This is a genomic window from Mycolicibacterium pallens (genome assembly GCF_019456675.1).
In the GTDB taxonomy this organism is placed as follows: Bacteria; Actinomycetota; Actinomycetes; order Mycobacteriales; family Mycobacteriaceae; genus Mycobacterium; species Mycobacterium crocinum.
This window is the reverse complement of record NZ_CP080333.1, coordinates 1,523,964-1,539,542: the sequence shown is the minus strand read 5'-3', so window position 1 is coordinate 1,539,542 and position 15,579 is coordinate 1,523,964. Positions and strand designations below refer to the sequence as shown.

The 15,579-nt window shown below is 66.8% G+C and carries 17 protein-coding genes; 5 read left to right on the top strand and 12 right to left on the bottom strand.

Annotation, left to right across the window (positions count from 1 at the left end; all coding sequences use genetic code 11):
- Positions 1-38 precede the first annotated feature (38 nt).
- The 5 genes from K0O64_RS07490 to K0O64_RS07470 all read right to left on the bottom strand — a co-directional run bounded on the left by K0O64_RS07490 (position 39) and on the right by K0O64_RS07470 (position 3,821).
- Positions 39-581 carry a TetR family transcriptional regulator gene (locus tag K0O64_RS07490; protein WP_321189732.1) on the bottom strand — a complete coding sequence of 181 codons (543 nt, stop codon included), beginning with the start codon at positions 579-581 and terminating at the stop codon, positions 39-41.
- Positions 582-667: 86 nt separating this feature from the next.
- Positions 668-850 carry a rubredoxin gene (locus tag K0O64_RS07485; protein ID WP_071947078.1) on the bottom strand — a complete coding sequence of 61 codons (183 nt, stop codon included), beginning with the start codon at positions 848-850 and terminating at the stop codon, positions 668-670.
- Entirely contained in the window at positions 847-1,020 is a 174-nt protein-coding gene (locus K0O64_RS07480) for a rubredoxin (protein WP_071947079.1), read from the bottom strand. Before K0O64_RS07480 ends, K0O64_RS07485 begins: the two co-directional genes overlap by 4 nt.
- The gene (locus K0O64_RS07475; protein WP_220046247.1) at positions 1,017-2,252 is read right to left on the bottom strand and encodes an alkane 1-monooxygenase; all 1,236 of its coding nucleotides are present in this window, start codon (positions 2,250-2,252) and stop codon (positions 1,017-1,019) included. Before K0O64_RS07475 ends, K0O64_RS07480 begins: the two co-directional genes overlap by 4 nt.
- A gap of 87 nt (positions 2,253-2,339) precedes the next feature.
- Positions 2,340-3,821: an amino acid permease gene (locus K0O64_RS07470; protein WP_220046246.1), complete on the bottom strand. Its 1,482-nt coding sequence runs from the start codon at positions 3,819-3,821 to the stop codon at positions 2,340-2,342.
- Between the two features lie 58 nt (positions 3,822-3,879).
- On the opposite strand from K0O64_RS07470, the gene K0O64_RS07465 reads away from it, so the two are divergent.
- On the top strand, positions 3,880-5,271 hold the full coding sequence (locus K0O64_RS07465) for an FAD-dependent oxidoreductase (RefSeq protein WP_220046245.1): 1,392 nt from the start codon (positions 3,880-3,882) through the stop codon (positions 5,269-5,271).
- Here K0O64_RS07465 and K0O64_RS07460 read toward each other — a convergent pair.
- The 5 genes from K0O64_RS07460 to K0O64_RS07440 all read right to left on the bottom strand — a co-directional run bounded on the left by K0O64_RS07460 (position 5,228) and on the right by K0O64_RS07440 (position 10,378).
- The gene (locus K0O64_RS07460) at positions 5,228-6,148 is read right to left on the bottom strand and encodes a cation diffusion facilitator family transporter (RefSeq protein ID WP_071947083.1); all 921 of its coding nucleotides are present in this window, start codon (positions 6,146-6,148) and stop codon (positions 5,228-5,230) included. The two genes, K0O64_RS07465 and K0O64_RS07460, sit on opposite strands and share 44 nt — an antisense overlap.
- A gap of 28 nt (positions 6,149-6,176) precedes the next feature.
- Positions 6,177-7,403, bottom strand: coding sequence for a mannose-6-phosphate isomerase, class I (gene manA / locus K0O64_RS07455; RefSeq protein WP_220046244.1), 1,227 nt, complete (start codon positions 7,401-7,403; stop codon positions 6,177-6,179).
- A 7-nt stretch (positions 7,404-7,410) separates the two neighbouring features.
- Positions 7,411-8,487 carry a TobH protein gene (locus tag K0O64_RS07450; protein WP_220046243.1) on the bottom strand — a complete coding sequence of 359 codons (1,077 nt, stop codon included), beginning with the start codon at positions 8,485-8,487 and terminating at the stop codon, positions 7,411-7,413.
- Positions 8,484-9,875 carry a phosphomannomutase/phosphoglucomutase gene (locus tag K0O64_RS07445; RefSeq protein ID WP_071947086.1) on the bottom strand — a complete coding sequence of 464 codons (1,392 nt, stop codon included), beginning with the start codon at positions 9,873-9,875 and terminating at the stop codon, positions 8,484-8,486. Before K0O64_RS07445 ends, K0O64_RS07450 begins: the two co-directional genes overlap by 4 nt.
- Before the next feature lie 77 nt (positions 9,876-9,952).
- Positions 9,953-10,378 carry a DUF3499 domain-containing protein gene (locus K0O64_RS07440; protein ID WP_198044398.1) on the bottom strand — a complete coding sequence of 142 codons (426 nt, stop codon included), beginning with the start codon at positions 10,376-10,378 and terminating at the stop codon, positions 9,953-9,955.
- A gap of 162 nt (positions 10,379-10,540) precedes the next feature.
- Between K0O64_RS07440 and K0O64_RS07435 the strand changes: the two genes are divergently transcribed.
- Positions 10,541-10,963, top strand: a complete 423-nt coding sequence (locus tag K0O64_RS07435) for a metallopeptidase family protein (protein WP_071947088.1) — start codon at positions 10,541-10,543, stop codon at positions 10,961-10,963.
- 44 nt (positions 10,964-11,007) lie between these two features.
- Here the strand turns inward: K0O64_RS07435 and K0O64_RS07430 are convergent, their stop codons facing one another.
- On the bottom strand, positions 11,008-11,367 hold the full coding sequence (locus tag K0O64_RS07430; RefSeq protein ID WP_071947089.1) for a WhiB family transcriptional regulator: 360 nt from the start codon (positions 11,365-11,367) through the stop codon (positions 11,008-11,010).
- Positions 11,368-11,666: 299 nt separating this feature from the next.
- On the opposite strand from K0O64_RS07430, the gene cofD reads away from it, so the two are divergent.
- The 3 genes from cofD to K0O64_RS07415 are packed head-to-tail and all read left to right on the top strand — an operon-like array spanning position 11,667 to position 14,592.
- Positions 11,667-12,668: a 2-phospho-L-lactate transferase gene (gene cofD, locus K0O64_RS07425; protein WP_071950027.1), complete on the top strand. Its 1,002-nt coding sequence runs from the start codon at positions 11,667-11,669 to the stop codon at positions 12,666-12,668.
- Positions 12,669-12,670: 2 nt separating this feature from the next.
- The gene (locus tag K0O64_RS07420; RefSeq protein ID WP_071950028.1) at positions 12,671-14,038 is read left to right on the top strand and encodes a coenzyme F420-0:L-glutamate ligase; all 1,368 of its coding nucleotides are present in this window, start codon (positions 12,671-12,673) and stop codon (positions 14,036-14,038) included.
- A complete protein-coding gene (locus K0O64_RS07415; protein WP_071947090.1) occupies positions 14,035-14,592 on the top strand; it encodes an NUDIX hydrolase in 558 nt (185 codons plus the stop codon). The genes K0O64_RS07420 and K0O64_RS07415 overlap by 4 nt, the downstream gene beginning before the upstream one ends.
- On the opposite strand, the gene K0O64_RS07410 is transcribed toward K0O64_RS07415, so the two are convergent.
- Positions 14,587-15,495, bottom strand: coding sequence for a DUF559 domain-containing protein (locus K0O64_RS07410; protein ID WP_096310580.1), 909 nt, complete (start codon positions 15,493-15,495; stop codon positions 14,587-14,589). The genes K0O64_RS07415 and K0O64_RS07410 overlap by 6 nt on opposite strands.
- Positions 15,496-15,579 lie beyond the last annotated feature (84 nt).

Here is a 15,579-nt window from a genome sequence, read left to right as displayed (position 1 = left end):
GGGCTCGCGGGACAGGCGCGCGTGGCGCGCTCTGACAGCTAAGGAATATCGACTACACCGTAGCGTTCGGCGAACGGCGTCATCAATCGGGCCAGGTCTAAGGCCACATCGTGGTCGGCTTCGGGCGGCATCGAAACGTAACTCATCGCCAGCCGGACGATCGCGCGGGCCAGCACCCCCGAGTCCTCCTCGCTCGCGCTGACCCAGCTGTTCATGAAGGCCTCGGTGAGCTTGGCCGATGCGCGGGTGATGATCGGCGCGCTGTCGGTGGTGATCATCTGCAGCAAGTCGGGTTTGGCGACGCCGGTCAGGAGCGAGATGACCAGCGGGTCGGCGGCCGACTCGGTGAAGAACACCCGGAAGCCTTCGGTGAAGGCGGCCAGGACGTCACCGACGTTGGAGCTGATCGCCGCGCCGATGGCATCGACCAAGCGGTCGGCCAGCCGCAGCGCGTAACCCTGTGCCAATCCCTGGCGGGAGCCGAACTCGTTGTAGATGGTCTGCCGGCTGACCCCGGCGGTGCGCGCGACATCGGACAGCGTGATCGCCGACCAGTCCTTGGTCAGCAGTTCTTCGCGCATCGCGTCGAGCACCGAGTCCCGCAGCAGCGCACGAGAGGCCTCGGGATAGGGCACCCGAGGACTCTTCACATGCGCGAGACTAATCGTCACGGTCTCGCCACTTCCACCATCTCGAAGTCCGACTTGGCGGCGCCGCAGTCCGGGCAACTCCAGTCGTCGGGGATGTCGTCCCAGCGGGTGCCCGGCGCGATGCCGTCCTCCGGCCAGCCCTTGGCCTCGTCGTACTCGAATCCGCATTGCACGCAGATGAACAGCTTGTAGTCACTCATGTCGTAGCCTCCAGAGTTTCGAAGTCGATTTTCTCTCGCACCCCGCAGTCGGGGCAGGTCCAGTCGTCGGGCACGTCGGCCCAGGCGGTGCCGGGCGGGAAACCTTCCCGCGCAGCACCTTTCGCCTCGTCGTACACGTAGTCGCAGATTGGGCACTGGTAGGCGCTCATGCCGACACTCCGTAACGGGCCAGGATCTTCTCCCGCCGGCGCGGATCGACGTTCACCTTGGTGATGTCACCGTTGTAGTGCTCGAGTACGCGGTGATCCATCATCCGGCGCCACACCCACGGGAAGTACGTCACGCCGATCAAAGTGGCGTAGCCGCTGGGCAATTCGGGTGCCTCGGACATGCTGCGCAGCGTCTGGTAGCGCCGGGTCGGGTTGGCGTGGTGATCGCTGTGCCGCTGCAGGTGATACAGGAACAGGTTGGTCACCAGGTGATCGGAGTTCCAGCTGTGCTTCGGGGCGCACCGCTCGTAGCGGCCGTTCGCGTTCTTCTGGCGCAGCAGCCCGTAATGCTCGAGGTAGTTCACCGCTTCCAGCATCGAGAACCCGAATACCGCCTGGATGATCAGGAACGGAATCACCGCCGGGCCGAACACCGCAATGATCGCGGCGAACAACACCACCGACATCACCCAGGCGTTGAGCACGTCGTTGCCGGGCCAGGTCCGCGGATCCCACGGGCTGCGGCCGAGCCGGCGAATGCGCGCCGCTTCAAGCTTAACCGCTGAGCGAGCACTGCCAAACACGCTGCGCGGCAAGAACTCCCAGAAGGTTTCACCGAAGCGTGCCGACGCCGGATCTTCGGGGGTGGCGACCCGGACGTGGTGGCCACGGTTGTGCTCGATGTAGAAGTGGCCGTAGCAGGTCTGGGCCAGCGTGATTTTCGACAGCCAGCGCTCCAGCGAGTCCTTCTTGTGCCCGAGTTCGTGCGCGGTGTTGATGCCGGTTCCGCCGAGTACACCCACCGACAGCGCCAGGCCGATCTTGGCGAACCAGCCGAGCGAACCGTCATAGCCCAGCCAGCTCAGGTCCGACGCGGTGAACATGTACGCGCCGAAAATCAGGCTGATGAACTGGAACGGGATGAACGCATACGTGCAGTACCGGTAGTACTTGTCGTTCTCCAGGTACTCCATCAGCTCCTCGGGCGGGTTCTGCCCGTCCCGGCCGAACCGCAGATCCAGCGCGGGCAGGAGCACGTAGATCAGGATCGGCCCAACCCAGAAGAACACCTGCGAGGCCGCGGTCCAGCCGAGCTGGTTGAGACCCCAGATGACCGGCAGCACCACGAAGAGTGCCGTCGGCGCGATGAGGCCCATCAGCCACAGGTAGCGCTTCTTGTCCCGCCACTGCGCGGCCGGCGCAGGGACGGCGTTGTCCAACTGAGACGTCACGACGGTTACCTCCTAAGTCAGGTTCGATTGACTTGACTATAGAGGCAGATTTGTCGGGTGTCTAGACAAACAGTGCTGATTTGTAAATCAGCTGACGGTGGCGGCCTCCCGTCTGGCCAACACCGAATGGGATCGTCCGTAGAGCAGGTAGAACCCGACGCCGATGACCATCCACACCGCGAACCGGATCCAGGTCAGGCCGGTCAAGTTGAGCATCAGCCAGCCGCAGGCGGCGATGGCGAGAATGGGCAGCACGGGCACCAGCGGCGCCCGGAATCCGCGCTCGAGGTCGGGGCGGGTGCGCCGCAAGATCATCACACCGGCGGAGACCAGGATGAACGCGAACAGCGTCCCCACGTTGACCATCTCTTCGAGCTTGTCGATCGGGAAGACGGTGGCGGCCACCGCGGTGAGCACGCCGACGAGCACCGTGATCCGCACCGGCGTGCCGCGGTTGCCGGTCTTGGCCAGCTGGCGGGGCAGCAGTCCGTCGCGGGCCATCGCGAACAGCACGCGCGACAACCCGAGAATCAGCACCATCACCACGGTGGTCAAACCGGCCAGTGCCCCGATCGAAATCACTTTGGCCGCCCAGTCCACCCCGTTGAGCGAGAACGCGGTCGCGAGGTTGGCGTGGCCGCCCTCGGCCTTGTCACGTAGGTCGCTGAAGCGGACCATGCCCGACAGCACGATCGACACCGACACGTAGAGCACGGTGACGATGGCCAGGGACGCGAGGATCCCCCGGGCGACGTCGCGCTGTGGGTTCTTGGTTTCCTCGGCCGTCGTGGCGACCACGTCGAACCCGATGAACGCAAAGAAGACGATCGAGGCGCCGGCGAGCACGCCGTACCAGCCGTAATGACTGCTCTCGGCGCCGGTCAACAGGGAGAAGACGGACTGGTTGACGCCGGTTCCCGACGCCCCCTTGCCGGTTTCCGATGCCGGCACGAACGGCGAGAAGTTGGCCGCCTTGATGTAGAACGCCCCGACGATGACCACGAGCGCGACGACGGCGACCTTGATGGCCGTGATCACCGCGGACACGTTCGCCGACAGTTTGGTACCCAGCGCCAGCAGGGTGGTGACGATCGCGACGATGATCAACGCACCCCAGTCGAAGTTCAACGGACCGATCTCCGCAACCCCACCGGAGAAACCGAAGACGGTGCCCAGGTAACTCGACCACCCCTTGGCCACCACGGCGGCGCCGACCGCGAATTCCAGGATCAGATCCCAGCCGATGATCCACGCGACGAACTCGCCGAACGTCGCGTAGGAGAAGGTGTACGCGCTGCCGGCGACGGGGAGCATCGACGCGAACTCGGCGTAGCACAGGGCCGCCAAACCGCAGGTCACGGCGGCGATGACGAATGACACCGAGATGGCCGGGCCGGTGATGTTGCCGAACGTGGACGCGGTGACGGTGAAGATGCCCGCGCCGACGACGACGGAGACGCCGAAGACCGTGAGGTCCCACCACGTGAGGTTTTTGCGGAGCCGGGTCCCCGGCTCGTCGGTGTCGAGGATGGACTGCTCCACCGACTTGGTCCGCCACTTCGAGGTCATTTGCATAAATCCTCTTGTACCCCGGTTAGACGCTGTTTGAGCGGGTAACTAAGCGGTCGTGGGCCAACCCCCGAAGTATCAGCATGCCATCGTCATCGGGGCCAGCATCGCAGGACTTTGCGCTGCCCGCGTCCTCTCCGACCACTACGACCGGGTGACGGTCTATGAACGTGACACCCTGCCCGCCGAACCGGCCCACCGCGGCGCGGTACCCCAGGACCGCCACGTGCACATCCTGATGGCGCGGGGCGCCCACGAGTTCGAGACGCTGTATCCCGGCCTTCTCGATGACATGGTCGCCGCCGGGGTCGCGAAGCTGGAGAGCCGGCCGGACTGCATCCACTTCGGCGCCGCCGGCCACGTGCTGGGCACCGGGCACACCCTGGACCGCGAGTTCACTGCCTATGTACCCAGCCGCAAGCAACTTGAATGGCAGATCCGCCGTCGCACCGCGGCGCTCGCAGGCGTCGAGATCCTGCAACGCGATGTCAACGCCCCGCGCTTCGACGGCGAACACCAGACCGTCACCGGCGTGGTGCTGTCCGCACCCGGCACGAACGAGTTCGTGCCCGCCGACCTCGTCGTGGACGCCTCGGGCCGCGGAACCCGGCTACCCGCATGGCTTGACGAGTGGGGGTTCGCCCGGCCCCACGAACAGACCGTCGATGTCGGAATCGGCTATTCCACACAACAATTGCGCATTCCCGATGGCCTGATCGCGGAGAAGGTCGTGGTGGCCGGGGCATCGCGGACCCAGCAAGCCGGGCTCGGCATGCTGTTCTACGAGGACGGCACCTGGGGCCTGACCACGTTCACCGTCAACCACGTTGCGCCGCCGCAGACCCTCGACGAGATCTACGAGGTCGCCGACGCGGTACTGCCCGAACCACTGGCAGCCGCGATCCGCCAGGGAGAGCCGGTGGGCGACATCGCTTTTCACCGCTACCCGGTCAGCAGATGGCGCCGGTACGACAAGCTGCAGCGCTTCCCCGGCGGGATCGTGCCGATCGGCGACGCCGTCGCGAGCTTCAACCCAACCTACGGCCAGGGCATGACGATGACCGCGCTGCAAGCCGGACATCTGCGGCGGCTGCTGGCCGCAGGCACCCGCCATCTGGCCTACGACTTGGCCCGCGCCACAGCGAAATCCACGTATCCGGTCTGGACGATGAACGCGATCGGCGACCTGACTCTGCACGGCACCGAGGGCCCGGCGCCCTGGTGGTATCGACCGGTCGGCGCCCTGTTCGACCAGTTCCTCGGTGCCGCCGAGAATGACCGCGTCCTGGCGGAATGGTTCTTGCGCCGGTTCAGCCTGCTGGACAGCTTGTACATGGTTCCGCCCGCCTCGATCGTGGGCCGCGCGATTCGACACAACATGTCGTTGTGGTGGGCGCAGAAACGAGCTAGCGCGCCAGTGCCCGGTCCAGATCCGGTTCTAGGTAGATGACCGCGGCCGCAGGCACCTTCGCACGCACGGCCGCCTCGGCGGCGTCGATGGTGGCGGCCACCGTGGCCAGGTCGGTGTCCGGGGCCAGCGCAATCTTGGCGCCGACCAGCATCTCTTCGGGGCCCAGGTACTGCGTGCGCAGGTGAATCACCCGGTCCACGTGGGCGGTCTGCTCCAACGCCGCCTGGATTGCCCGGCATTCGTCCGGGGTGGCGCCTTCGCCGATCAGCAGGCTGTGCATCTCGACCATCAGGATCACCGCGATGACACCGAGCAGCAGGCCGATCAGTACCGTGCCGACGCCGTCCCACATCGGGTCGTCGGTCAGGATCGTCAAACCCACGCCGGCGAGCGCGAACACCAGGCCCACCAGCGCGCCGGTGTCCTCGAGCAGGACCACCGGGAGCTCGGGGTTGCGGGAGCGGCGGATGAACTGCCACCACGAGCTTCTGCCCTTCAACGGGCGTGACTCCACCATCGCGGTGCGAAAGCTGTAGGACTCCAAGGCAATTGCCACGCCCAGAATCGCCACCGCCACGAGCGGCGACGTGAGCGGCTCGGGGTGGCTGATCTTGTGATAACCCTCGTACAGGGCGAAGATCGAGCCCAGCGTGAACAGCACCAGCGCCACCACAAACGAGTAGAAGTACCGGCTCCGGCCGTAGCCGAACTGGTGCAGGCTGTCGGCCTGTTTGCGGGCCTGGCGTTGCCCGAACAACAGCAACCCCTGGTTCGACGTATCGGCCACCGAGTGCACGGACTCGGCGAGCATCGATGAGCTGCCGGTGATCAGGAAGCCGACGAACTTCGCGACCGCGATGCCCGCATTGGCGGCAAGTGCCGCGAGGATCGCCTTGGTGCTGCCCTCGGTCGACATTCGGTGTGTCCTCCTCAGGCTCGATTACTCAAAGGCCAACCGTAGCCCGGAACAGCTTAGAGGGTTCGCTCGCCTCCAAACGGATCGGCCCGTCGTCGGCGGCCACCCAGGCTGCATACCCGCGATCCAGCTTCACCACATCCGACTTCGCGCGAACGACGACGGAACCCTCGGTGCAGACCAGGATTTGCGGACCATCATGACGGGACGGGGCGTCGATCTCGTGACCGAGGTTGTCACCGTCGAGCATGAGGACGCACGTGGCGAACTCGACGGCGGGGGTCTCGTAGACCAGTTCGATGCCCTCCCGGTGGGTAGGCGCGCGCAGCGTCGCCTCGTCGGCCGGACGGAAGTCCAGCACCCGCAGCAGCTCGGGCACGTCGACGTGCTTGGGGGTCAGCCCGCCGCGAAGCACGTTGTCGGAGTTGGCCATCACCTCCATGCCCACGCCGTGGATGTAGCTGTGAAGGTTGCCTGCTGGCATGAAGATCGCCTCACCGGGCGCGAGCGTGATCCGGTTGAGCAGCATGGCCGCGAGCACACCGGCGTCACCGGGATAGCGCTCCCCCAGCTCCAGCAGCGTCTTAGCTTCGTCGGCGAATTCCGTTGCCCCGGAGCGCACGTAGTCGACCGCACCGTCGAGAACGGCCGGGATCAGCACGTCCAGGTCCGGCTGCGGTGCGGTGATCCAGGTGGTGAACAGGGCGCGCAGGCCGTCCGCGTCGGGCTGGCCGGTCAGCAGTGCGATGAACGGGTCGAGGTCCGAGACCGCCAGTGCGCGCATCAGCTCAACCGTGCGCGCAACCGGCCGAAACCCCCCGAGCGCATCGAATTCACTGAGTGCGACCAATATTTCGGGCTTGTGGTTGCGGTCGCGATAGTTGCGAATCGGCGAGTTGAGCGGCACGCCGACGCGGTCCTCCCGCAGGTACCCCTCGACGGCCTGCTCGGCGCTCGGATGTGCTTGAAGCGAAAGCGGTTCCTCGGCGGCCAGCACCTTCACCAGGAACGGCAAGACGTCGCCGTAGCGCCCGCGCACCGCGGACCCCAGCTGGCCGTCGGGATCCGATTGCACGGCTGCGAGCAATGAGGTCTCACCGTCCGGGGTCTCCAGGAAGGCCGGATCTTGCGGATGGGCGCCGAGCCACAGCTCGGCTTCCGGATGTGCTGTCGGCGAAGGCCTTCCGGTGAATTCCGCGATGGCCGTGCGAGACCCCCATGCATAGGTGCGTATCGCACCACGTAGCAATTCCACTGCGACGTTATCCCCCCACCAATCTGAGGTAAACCGCGGCCATCTGCAATCGAACGGCCAGCGTCGCGAGCTGTTGTTCCGCCCGCCCGATCGGGGCCGAAACCGACCCCCCCTCCCCGATGTCTTCGGCGCCGACAAGGTCGACGTCATCCAATCCGCTCACTCGCGCGGCGAGCATCGGACGCTCGTCATCGAGCGCCAACGCCAGCACCCGCGGGCCTTTCGCCAGCGGGCCGTCGAGCTCGTCGTCGTGGAACAACGCGTCCGCCGGATCGCCGAATTGGTTTGCGATACCGCTGCGTAATGCGACCAGCACGTCGGAGAGCCCGGCGGCGGCGACCGCCTGCCCGGCCAGCCGCAGCAGCACCGCCGCGGCGTGCCGGGCCAGACCCAGGGTGGCCGGATTGTCACCGGCGAGCACCACCTGCCGCCCAGACATCCGCTCCGCCAACGCTTTCGCCGGATTGGTGAACACTTCGCGGCCGGCGCTGTTGCGCAACGCCTCGGCATCGAGCTCGTCAGCCAGGGTGGCCAGATCGGTCTGCAGCGCCGGGTCGACGGCCTGCAACGTCGCCAACCCGGCGGCGAGGTACCGGCTCAGCCCGAATTCGTCGGGCGCCCACACCCGAGGCTCCAGTACCGCGGTGCGGCCGGCCGTGGCGTCGCGCAGCGGCCCCTCGTACGGCGCCGCGACCACCACGCGGGCACCGCGCCGCACGGCCGTCGCGGCGGCGGACACCAGCGCCGGATCCCCGGCGTCGTCTCCGGCGACGACGAGAACGTCGAGCGGGCCTATCCACGGCGGAGATTCGGCAGCCACCACAATCGGCTCGCCGGCGACGCCGCCCAACGTGGCGGCCAGCATCGTGCCCGCGCTCTCGGCCGCGCCGCGGCCGGCCACCCAGATCACGGTGCGCGGGCGGTAATCCGCGGACAGCAGCGCCAGCTCACCCTCGTCGACAGCGGCTGCGGTGGCGCGAACCTGAGCACCTGCCATCGCCGCGGCCCGCAACAATCCGTCGCGGTCGGCCTCCAACAAGCCCTCGGTGTCGTCGAGATCGACGGTGGCGTGCGCGGCGCTCATGGCGCCGCCCCGTTCGACTGCGCCGCGATCTCGTCGGAGACCCGGCGGACGATCTCGTCGATCTCCTCGGCGCTGCGCGCCTCGACGTTGAGCCGCAGCAGCGGCTCGGTGTTGGAGGTACGCAGGTTGAACCAGGCCCCATCGCCGAGGTCCACCGTCACCCCATCCAGATGGTCCAGCGAAACAGTCTGGCGGCCAAAGGTATTCAGAACCGATTCGACGCACGCCGGCGCGTCGGCCACCCGGAAGTTGATCTCGCCGGAGGCTTCGTAGCGCTGGTAGTTCGCCATCAGTTCCGACAGCGGCCGGTCCTGTTCGCCCAATGCGGCCAGCACGTGCAGGGCGGCCAGCATGCCGGAGTCGGCGCCCCAGAAGTCGCGGAAGTAATAGTGCGCCGAATGCTCGCCGCCGAAGATGGCACCGGTGTCGGCCATCAGCGCCTTGATATAGGAGTGCCCGACCCGCGAACGCACCGGCGTTCCGCCTCGTTCGACGACCAGCTCGGGCACCGCGCGGGAGGTGATCAGGTTGTGGATGACCGTCGCGCCGATCTCCCGGGTGAGCTCGCGACCGGCGACCAGCGCCGTGACCGCCGACGGCGAAACGGGGGCGCCCCGTTCGTCGACGACGAAACAACGATCGGCGTCGCCGTCGAACGCCAGCCCGATATCGGCACCGGTCTCCACCACGAACTTCTGCAGATCGACCAGATTGGCCGGCTCCAGCGGATTGGCCTCGTGGTTGGGGAAGGAACCGTCGAGTTCGAAGTACAACGGCAGCACGGTCAGCGACTCGATGGGGCCGAGTACCGCGGGCGTGGTGTGCCCGGCCATGCCGTTGCCGGCGTCGACCGCCACGCGCAACGGGCGCAGCTCGGCCATGTCGACCAGCGAACGCAGGAACTGGCCGTAGTCGGCCAGCACATCCTGATCGCGCAGCTGCCCTCGCGGGCCGTCGTAGCCGGGAACTCCGGCGATCACCTCATCGCGGATGATTGCCAGCCCGGTGTCCTCACCGACCGGTTTCGCACCGGCGCGGCACAACTTGATGCCGTTGTAGGCGGCCGGATTATGGCTCGCTGTGAACATGGCGCCGGCGCAGCCGAGGAAGCCCGAAGCAAAGTAGAGCTGGTCGGTGGACGCCAGCCCGATGCGCACGACGTCGAGTCCCTGCGCGGTGACGCCATCGGCGAACGCGTCGGCCAGCGCGGGTGAGCTTTTGCGCATGTCGTAACCGATCGCGATGCGGTCGCCGCCCTCCCCGCGGATCAGGCGGGCGAACGCGGCGGCGACGTCGGAGACGAACGCGTCGTCGATCTCCTGTCCGACCAACCCGCGCACGTCATAGGCCTTGATCACTCCGCGAACCGCGTCGGCGGGCCTCGACATGACAGAACTCCTGACCGAGAGGGACTCTTGGCCGCCAGCCTATCTGTTCCGGGCTCCCTGCAAGGGCGGCTATCGCGTCAGTCGGCTGGGTCCGGAAGTACCCGCAGGTGCCCACGACGGCGACCGGCGGTGGTGGGCCGATGCGCGGCCGACGGCATGATCGGAGTTCCGGTCGCAGGCGCGTGGGCGGCGCCGCTGGGATCGGAGAAACCCGCGATCGGTGCCCGCGCCGATATTTCGCGGCCTTCCCGCACAGCGTCGGCGAGCGCGACGAGGTCGTCCTCGTCGGGGAACTCCGGCAACGGGCCGGCGTGGCGAACCAGCTCCCACCCGCGCGGGGCGGTGATCCGGTTGGCATGACCGATGCACAGATCCCACGAGTGAGGTTCGCGGGAGGTTGCCAGCGGGCCGACGACGGCTGTGGAATCGGAGTAGACGAACGTCAGCGTCGCCACCGCATAGTGGGGGCATCCAGGCCGGCAGCAGCGACGAGGAACATTCACGCCCGTGAGGTTATCGCGGTTCATTCACAGGTTGCTCGGCAACACGCGCAGCCGCCGGGCGGCCGATTCCCAACCGTTACGATCACATCCGTGGCCGATTCCCGCAGCTCCCGGCGAGGTGGCCGGTCCGGCGGCAGCCCCGGGTCACGCCGCGGGCGTGAGATGCGGGGGCCACTGCTGCCGCCGACCGTCCCGGGCTGGCGCAGCCGCGCGGAACGGTTCGACATGGCGGTGCTCGAAGCCTACGAGCCGATCGAGCGGCAGTGGCAACAACGGCTCACCGGTCTGGACGTCGCCGTCGACGAGATCCCGCGCATTGCGCCGAAGGACCCGGACAGTGTGCAGTGGCCCGCCGAAGTGGTGGCCGATGGGCCGATCGCATTGGCCCGGTTGATTCCGGCCGGGGTGGACGTCCGCGGTAACTCCACGCGGGCTCGAATAGTGCTGTTCCGCAAGCCGATCGAGCGACGGGCCAAGGACTCGATCGATCTGACCGATCTTCTGCACGACATTCTGGTGGCTCAGGTGGCCACCTATCTCGGAGTCGAACCGTCGGTCATCGATCCGACCCTCGAAGACGACTAAAGCGGGCCTCGAGGACCCGCTCCAGTCGAACTAGCCGTGTGTTACTAGATGATGCCGCGCTTGAGGCGACGACGCTCCCGCTCGGAGAGTCCGCCCCAGATGCCGAAGCGCTCGTCGTTCGCCAAGGCGTACTCGAGGCATGCATCTTTGACTTCGCAGCCCAAGCAGATGCGCTTGGCCTCGCGGGTGGAACCACCCTTTTCGGGGAAGAACGCCTCAGGATCGGTCTGCGCGCACAGCGCACGTTCCTGCCACTGGTCTTCCTCTTCGATTGACTCCGGGGTCGCATCGATGATCGGGTCTGGCACCAAACTCAGGTGAGCGCGTGCCATAACCCCCATCGTCTGCGAACCGGGAATGGACTGCGGCAACCCCATCGCGCCGATTACGTGCTCATAGGACATGTCCGCCTCCTCACCTGGTTTCGTAGATCATTTGCATGTCGCCCACTATTGAAGTGTGCCCAACTCGTTCGAACACCTGGTCGAATCACGGTCTGAGACACCGAAACCGGCTGGGCCGACCGGGAAATGACACTGATGTGATTAGACACTTCTGAGATGGTTCGCGCAAGCGAATGAACCGAAATTAATACCATTTTCCTTGGATAATTCGGCGAGTCGATGCCCCGGCGTGTCTTCGGAGTGACCTGATCGTGACCGCGTGCGTCACCGAAAGTGCCGACCGCCTAGTGTCGGTCGGTGTGAAGATCACCGTTCTGGTCGGCGGCGTCGGGGGCGCCCGCTTCCTGCTGGGGGTGCAGCGACTGCTCGGATTGGGTCAGTTCGCCGGCCAGATATCCGGAGCCACAGGCGATCTTGATCACGCGCTGACCGCCGTGGTCAACATCGGCGACGACGCGTGGATGCACGGCGTGCGCATCTGTCCCGACCTCGACACCTGTATGTACACCTTAGGTGGAGGTATCGATCCCGAGCGGGGCTGGGGACATCGCAACGAGACGTGGCATGCGAAAGAGGAATTGGCGGCCTACGGTGTGCAACCGGATTGGTTCGGGTTGGGCGACCGAGATCTGGCCACCCACTTGGTGCGAAGCCAAATGCTGCGGGCCGGGTACCCGCTGTCGCAGGTGACCGAGGCGCTCTGCCATCGATGGACGCCGGGGGCCACGCTGCTGCCCGCCAGTGACGACCGGTGCGAAACCCACGTGGTGATCGACGATCCGGACACCGGCGACCGCAAGGCCGTTCATTTCCAGGAGTGGTGGGTGCGCTACCGAGCACAGGTGACTACGCACAGTTTCGCGTTCGTCGGCTCCGAAAACGCCACTGCCGGACCCGGTGTCGTCGACGCGATCGCCGACGCCGATGTCGTCATGCTGGCGCCGTCCAACCCGGTGGTGAGCATCGGTGCAATCCTGGCGATTCCGGGCGTGCGTGCGGCGCTGCGCTCCACGCCGGCCCCGGTCGTCGGCTACTCCCCCATCATCGGCGGAAAGCCGTTGCGCGGCATGGCCGACGAATGCCTGTCGGTGATCGGCGTCGAAACCTCGTCACAAGCCGTCGCCCGTCACTACGGCGCTCGGTCGGCGACCGGTATTCTCGACTACTGGTTGATCTCCGAGGGCGACCACGCCGAAATCCCCGGGCTGACCGTGAAATCGATCCCTCTGCTGATGTCCGATCCGTCGGCCACCGCCGAAATGGTGCGTGCCGGGCTCGAACTCGCGGGAGTAGAGCGGTGACGATCGGCTCAAGTCCAACGGCGCCGCCGAGCGGCGACCATGGTTCCGCGGCTCCCGTCGAAATCCTGCCGGTGCCCGGACTTCCGGAGTTTCGCCCCGGCGACGACCTGGCCGCCGCGCTGGTCGCGGCGGCCCCGTGGCTGCGCGACGGCGACATCGTCGTCGTCACCAGCAAGGTGATGTCCAAATGCGAGGGCCGCATCGTCGCGGCAGCCGAGGATCCCGAGGAACGGGATGCCCTGCGCCGCACACTCATCGACACCGAAGCGGTGCGAGTCCTGGCCCGCAAGGGTAAGACGCTGATCACCGAAAACCGCAACGGCATCGTGCAGGCGGCCGCGGGCGTCGACGGCTCCAACGTCGGGTCCACCGAATTAGCCCTGTTACCGGTCGATCCCGACGGCAGCGCCGCAGCACTGCGCACCGCACTGCGCGAACGGCTGGGCGTCGACGTCGCGGTACTCGTCACCGACACGATGGGCCGCGCCTGGCGCAACGGGCAGACCGACGCTGCGATCGGCTCGGCCGGACTGCCGGTTCTCTACGGTTACGCCGGCGCCGTCGATCGGCATGGCAACGAACTGGTGGTCACCGAGGTCGCCGTCGCCGACGAAATCGCCGCCGCCGCCGACCTGGTGAAGGGCAAGCTGACCGCGGTGCCGGTTGCGGTGGTCCGCGGCCTCGATCTCGAGGACGACGGCTCCACCGCCGCACGACTGTTGCGCGGCGGCGAGGACGACTTGTTCTGGCTGGGCACCGCCGAGTCCCTGGAACTCGGCCGCCGCCAGGCCCAGCTGCTGCGCCGCTCGGTGCGCCAGTTCGCCCCGGAGTCGGTGGATCCCACGCTCATCGAAGCCGCGGTCGCCGAGGCGCTCACCGCGCCGGCCCCGCACCACACCCGGCCGGTGCGGTTCGTCTGGTTGCAGGACCGGACGCGTCGCACCGCACTATTGGACCGGATGAAAGATGCCTGGCGTGCCGACCTGACCGGTGACGGCAAGCCCGCCGATGCCGTCGAGCGGCGCGTTGCGCGCGGCCAGATCCTCTACGACGCACCGGAGGTCGTGATCCCGTTCCTGGTGCCCGAGGGTGCTCACGACTATCCCGACCCGGCTCGCACCGAGGCCGAGCACACCATGTTCACCGTCGCGGTCGGCGCGGCGGTGCAGGCCCTCCTGGTGGCGCTGGCCGTGCGTGGAGTGGGCAGCTGCTGGATCGGCTCGACCATCTTCGCGGCTGAGCTGGTCCGGGAAACCCTTGACCTGCCTGCGGATTGGGAGCCGTTGGGCGCGGTCGCGATCGGCTATCCGGTCGAGCCGCCCGAGCCTCGCGACCCGGCGCCGGTCGGTGATCTGCTGGTGCGCAAGTGAGCGTGCGCGAGTCGGCGATCGAACTGCTGACGGACTGGGATGCGCCCGACGCCGGCCAGGATGCGCTGCGCCAAGCCGTGCTGGCGTTCCTGCTGGCACGCACCGACGCCTGTGAGCGAGCCTGCGTCCCAGGCCATATCACCGCTTCGGCGTTGGTGGTCAACCACTCCGGTGACCAAGTCCTGCTGACCCTGCATCCACGGCTGGGGCGGTGGGTTCAGCTCGGAGGGCACTGCGAGGACTCCGACGCCGACATCGTGGCCGCCGCGATGCGCGAGGCCACCGAGGAGTCCGGCATCGACGGCCTGGGCATCGATGCGTCATTGGGCGCGATCCATGTGCACGCACTGACCTGCTCGCTGGGGGTGCCCACACGACACCTCGATCTGCAGTTCATCGCCCGCGCACCCGAAGACGCGCACATCGCGATCAGCGACGAATCACTGGACTTGCGGTGGTGGCCAGTCGACGCGCTGCCCGACGGCATCGATGCGGCGGTCGAACACCTGGTGTCCGTGGGGAGAGCCAGATCTTCGTCGAACGGCCACTTATGACACGTATTTGAGCGAAAAGCGTGTCTCAAGTGGCCACTCGATGGGACAACCAGCAGCCCTGAGCGCCGTGACGACGCGTTCGACGACCAGTCCGGGAGCAGTGCGCAGCAACTGGCTGTTGACCCGGATGATCCGCCAACCGCACTCTTCCAACTCCGCGAACCGATTGATGTCTCGGGTGCGTTGAACCGGGTCGAGCCAATGCTGAGCCCCGTCGAACTCCACCGCGACGCGCCACTGCGGCCAGCCCATATCGAGGCGCGCTATCAGATGGCCGAATTCATCGACGACCTTGATCTGCGTTGTGGGAACCGGCAACCCGGAGCGGACGAGGAGCAATCGCGTGCGGCTCTCCTGGGGCGACTCTGCGCCAGGGTCCATCAAATCGAGCGCTTGGCGCAATTGCACGATCCCTCGCGCACCCCGGTGGCGGTCCACGACCGTGCGAACGTCAGCGTCGCTCAGGTCGGTCGCGTTGCCCAGTGCGTCGAGCAGGATGGCAGCCTTCGAAAGGTCTCCTCGTCGGCCGAGATCGAAGGCAGTGCGCGCCGCCGTCGTTACCGCAACACCGCCGACGTCACAGATTTCGTCGGAGTCGAGCTCGTCCCGATGGATGAGGATCCCCTTCGCCGGCTTGCCGTTGCGGCGCATCAATTCCGCGGGATGACGATCATCGATCCAACGACACCCGAGCAGGGCCGCCGCCGACAGGCCCGCAACCGTCGCGGTCTCATCGGACCACACCCAAGCGGCTTTGGCCTTCACCGAGGGTGTCAGTTCCTGGTCGCGTGGAACGTAGACGTCGCGATAGACAGCACGGAAGTTGCGGTGGAGACTTCGACGACTGACGAGACCCGCAGCGATCGCCGCTGATCCACGGAACGGCGCATGCAGGTCAGCCATGGCGAAACCCTGGCAGAGACAACTGACAAGTTTCAGCGAGTGGCCACTTCTGACAGGCAGATGAGCGAAAAGCGTGCCCTAACT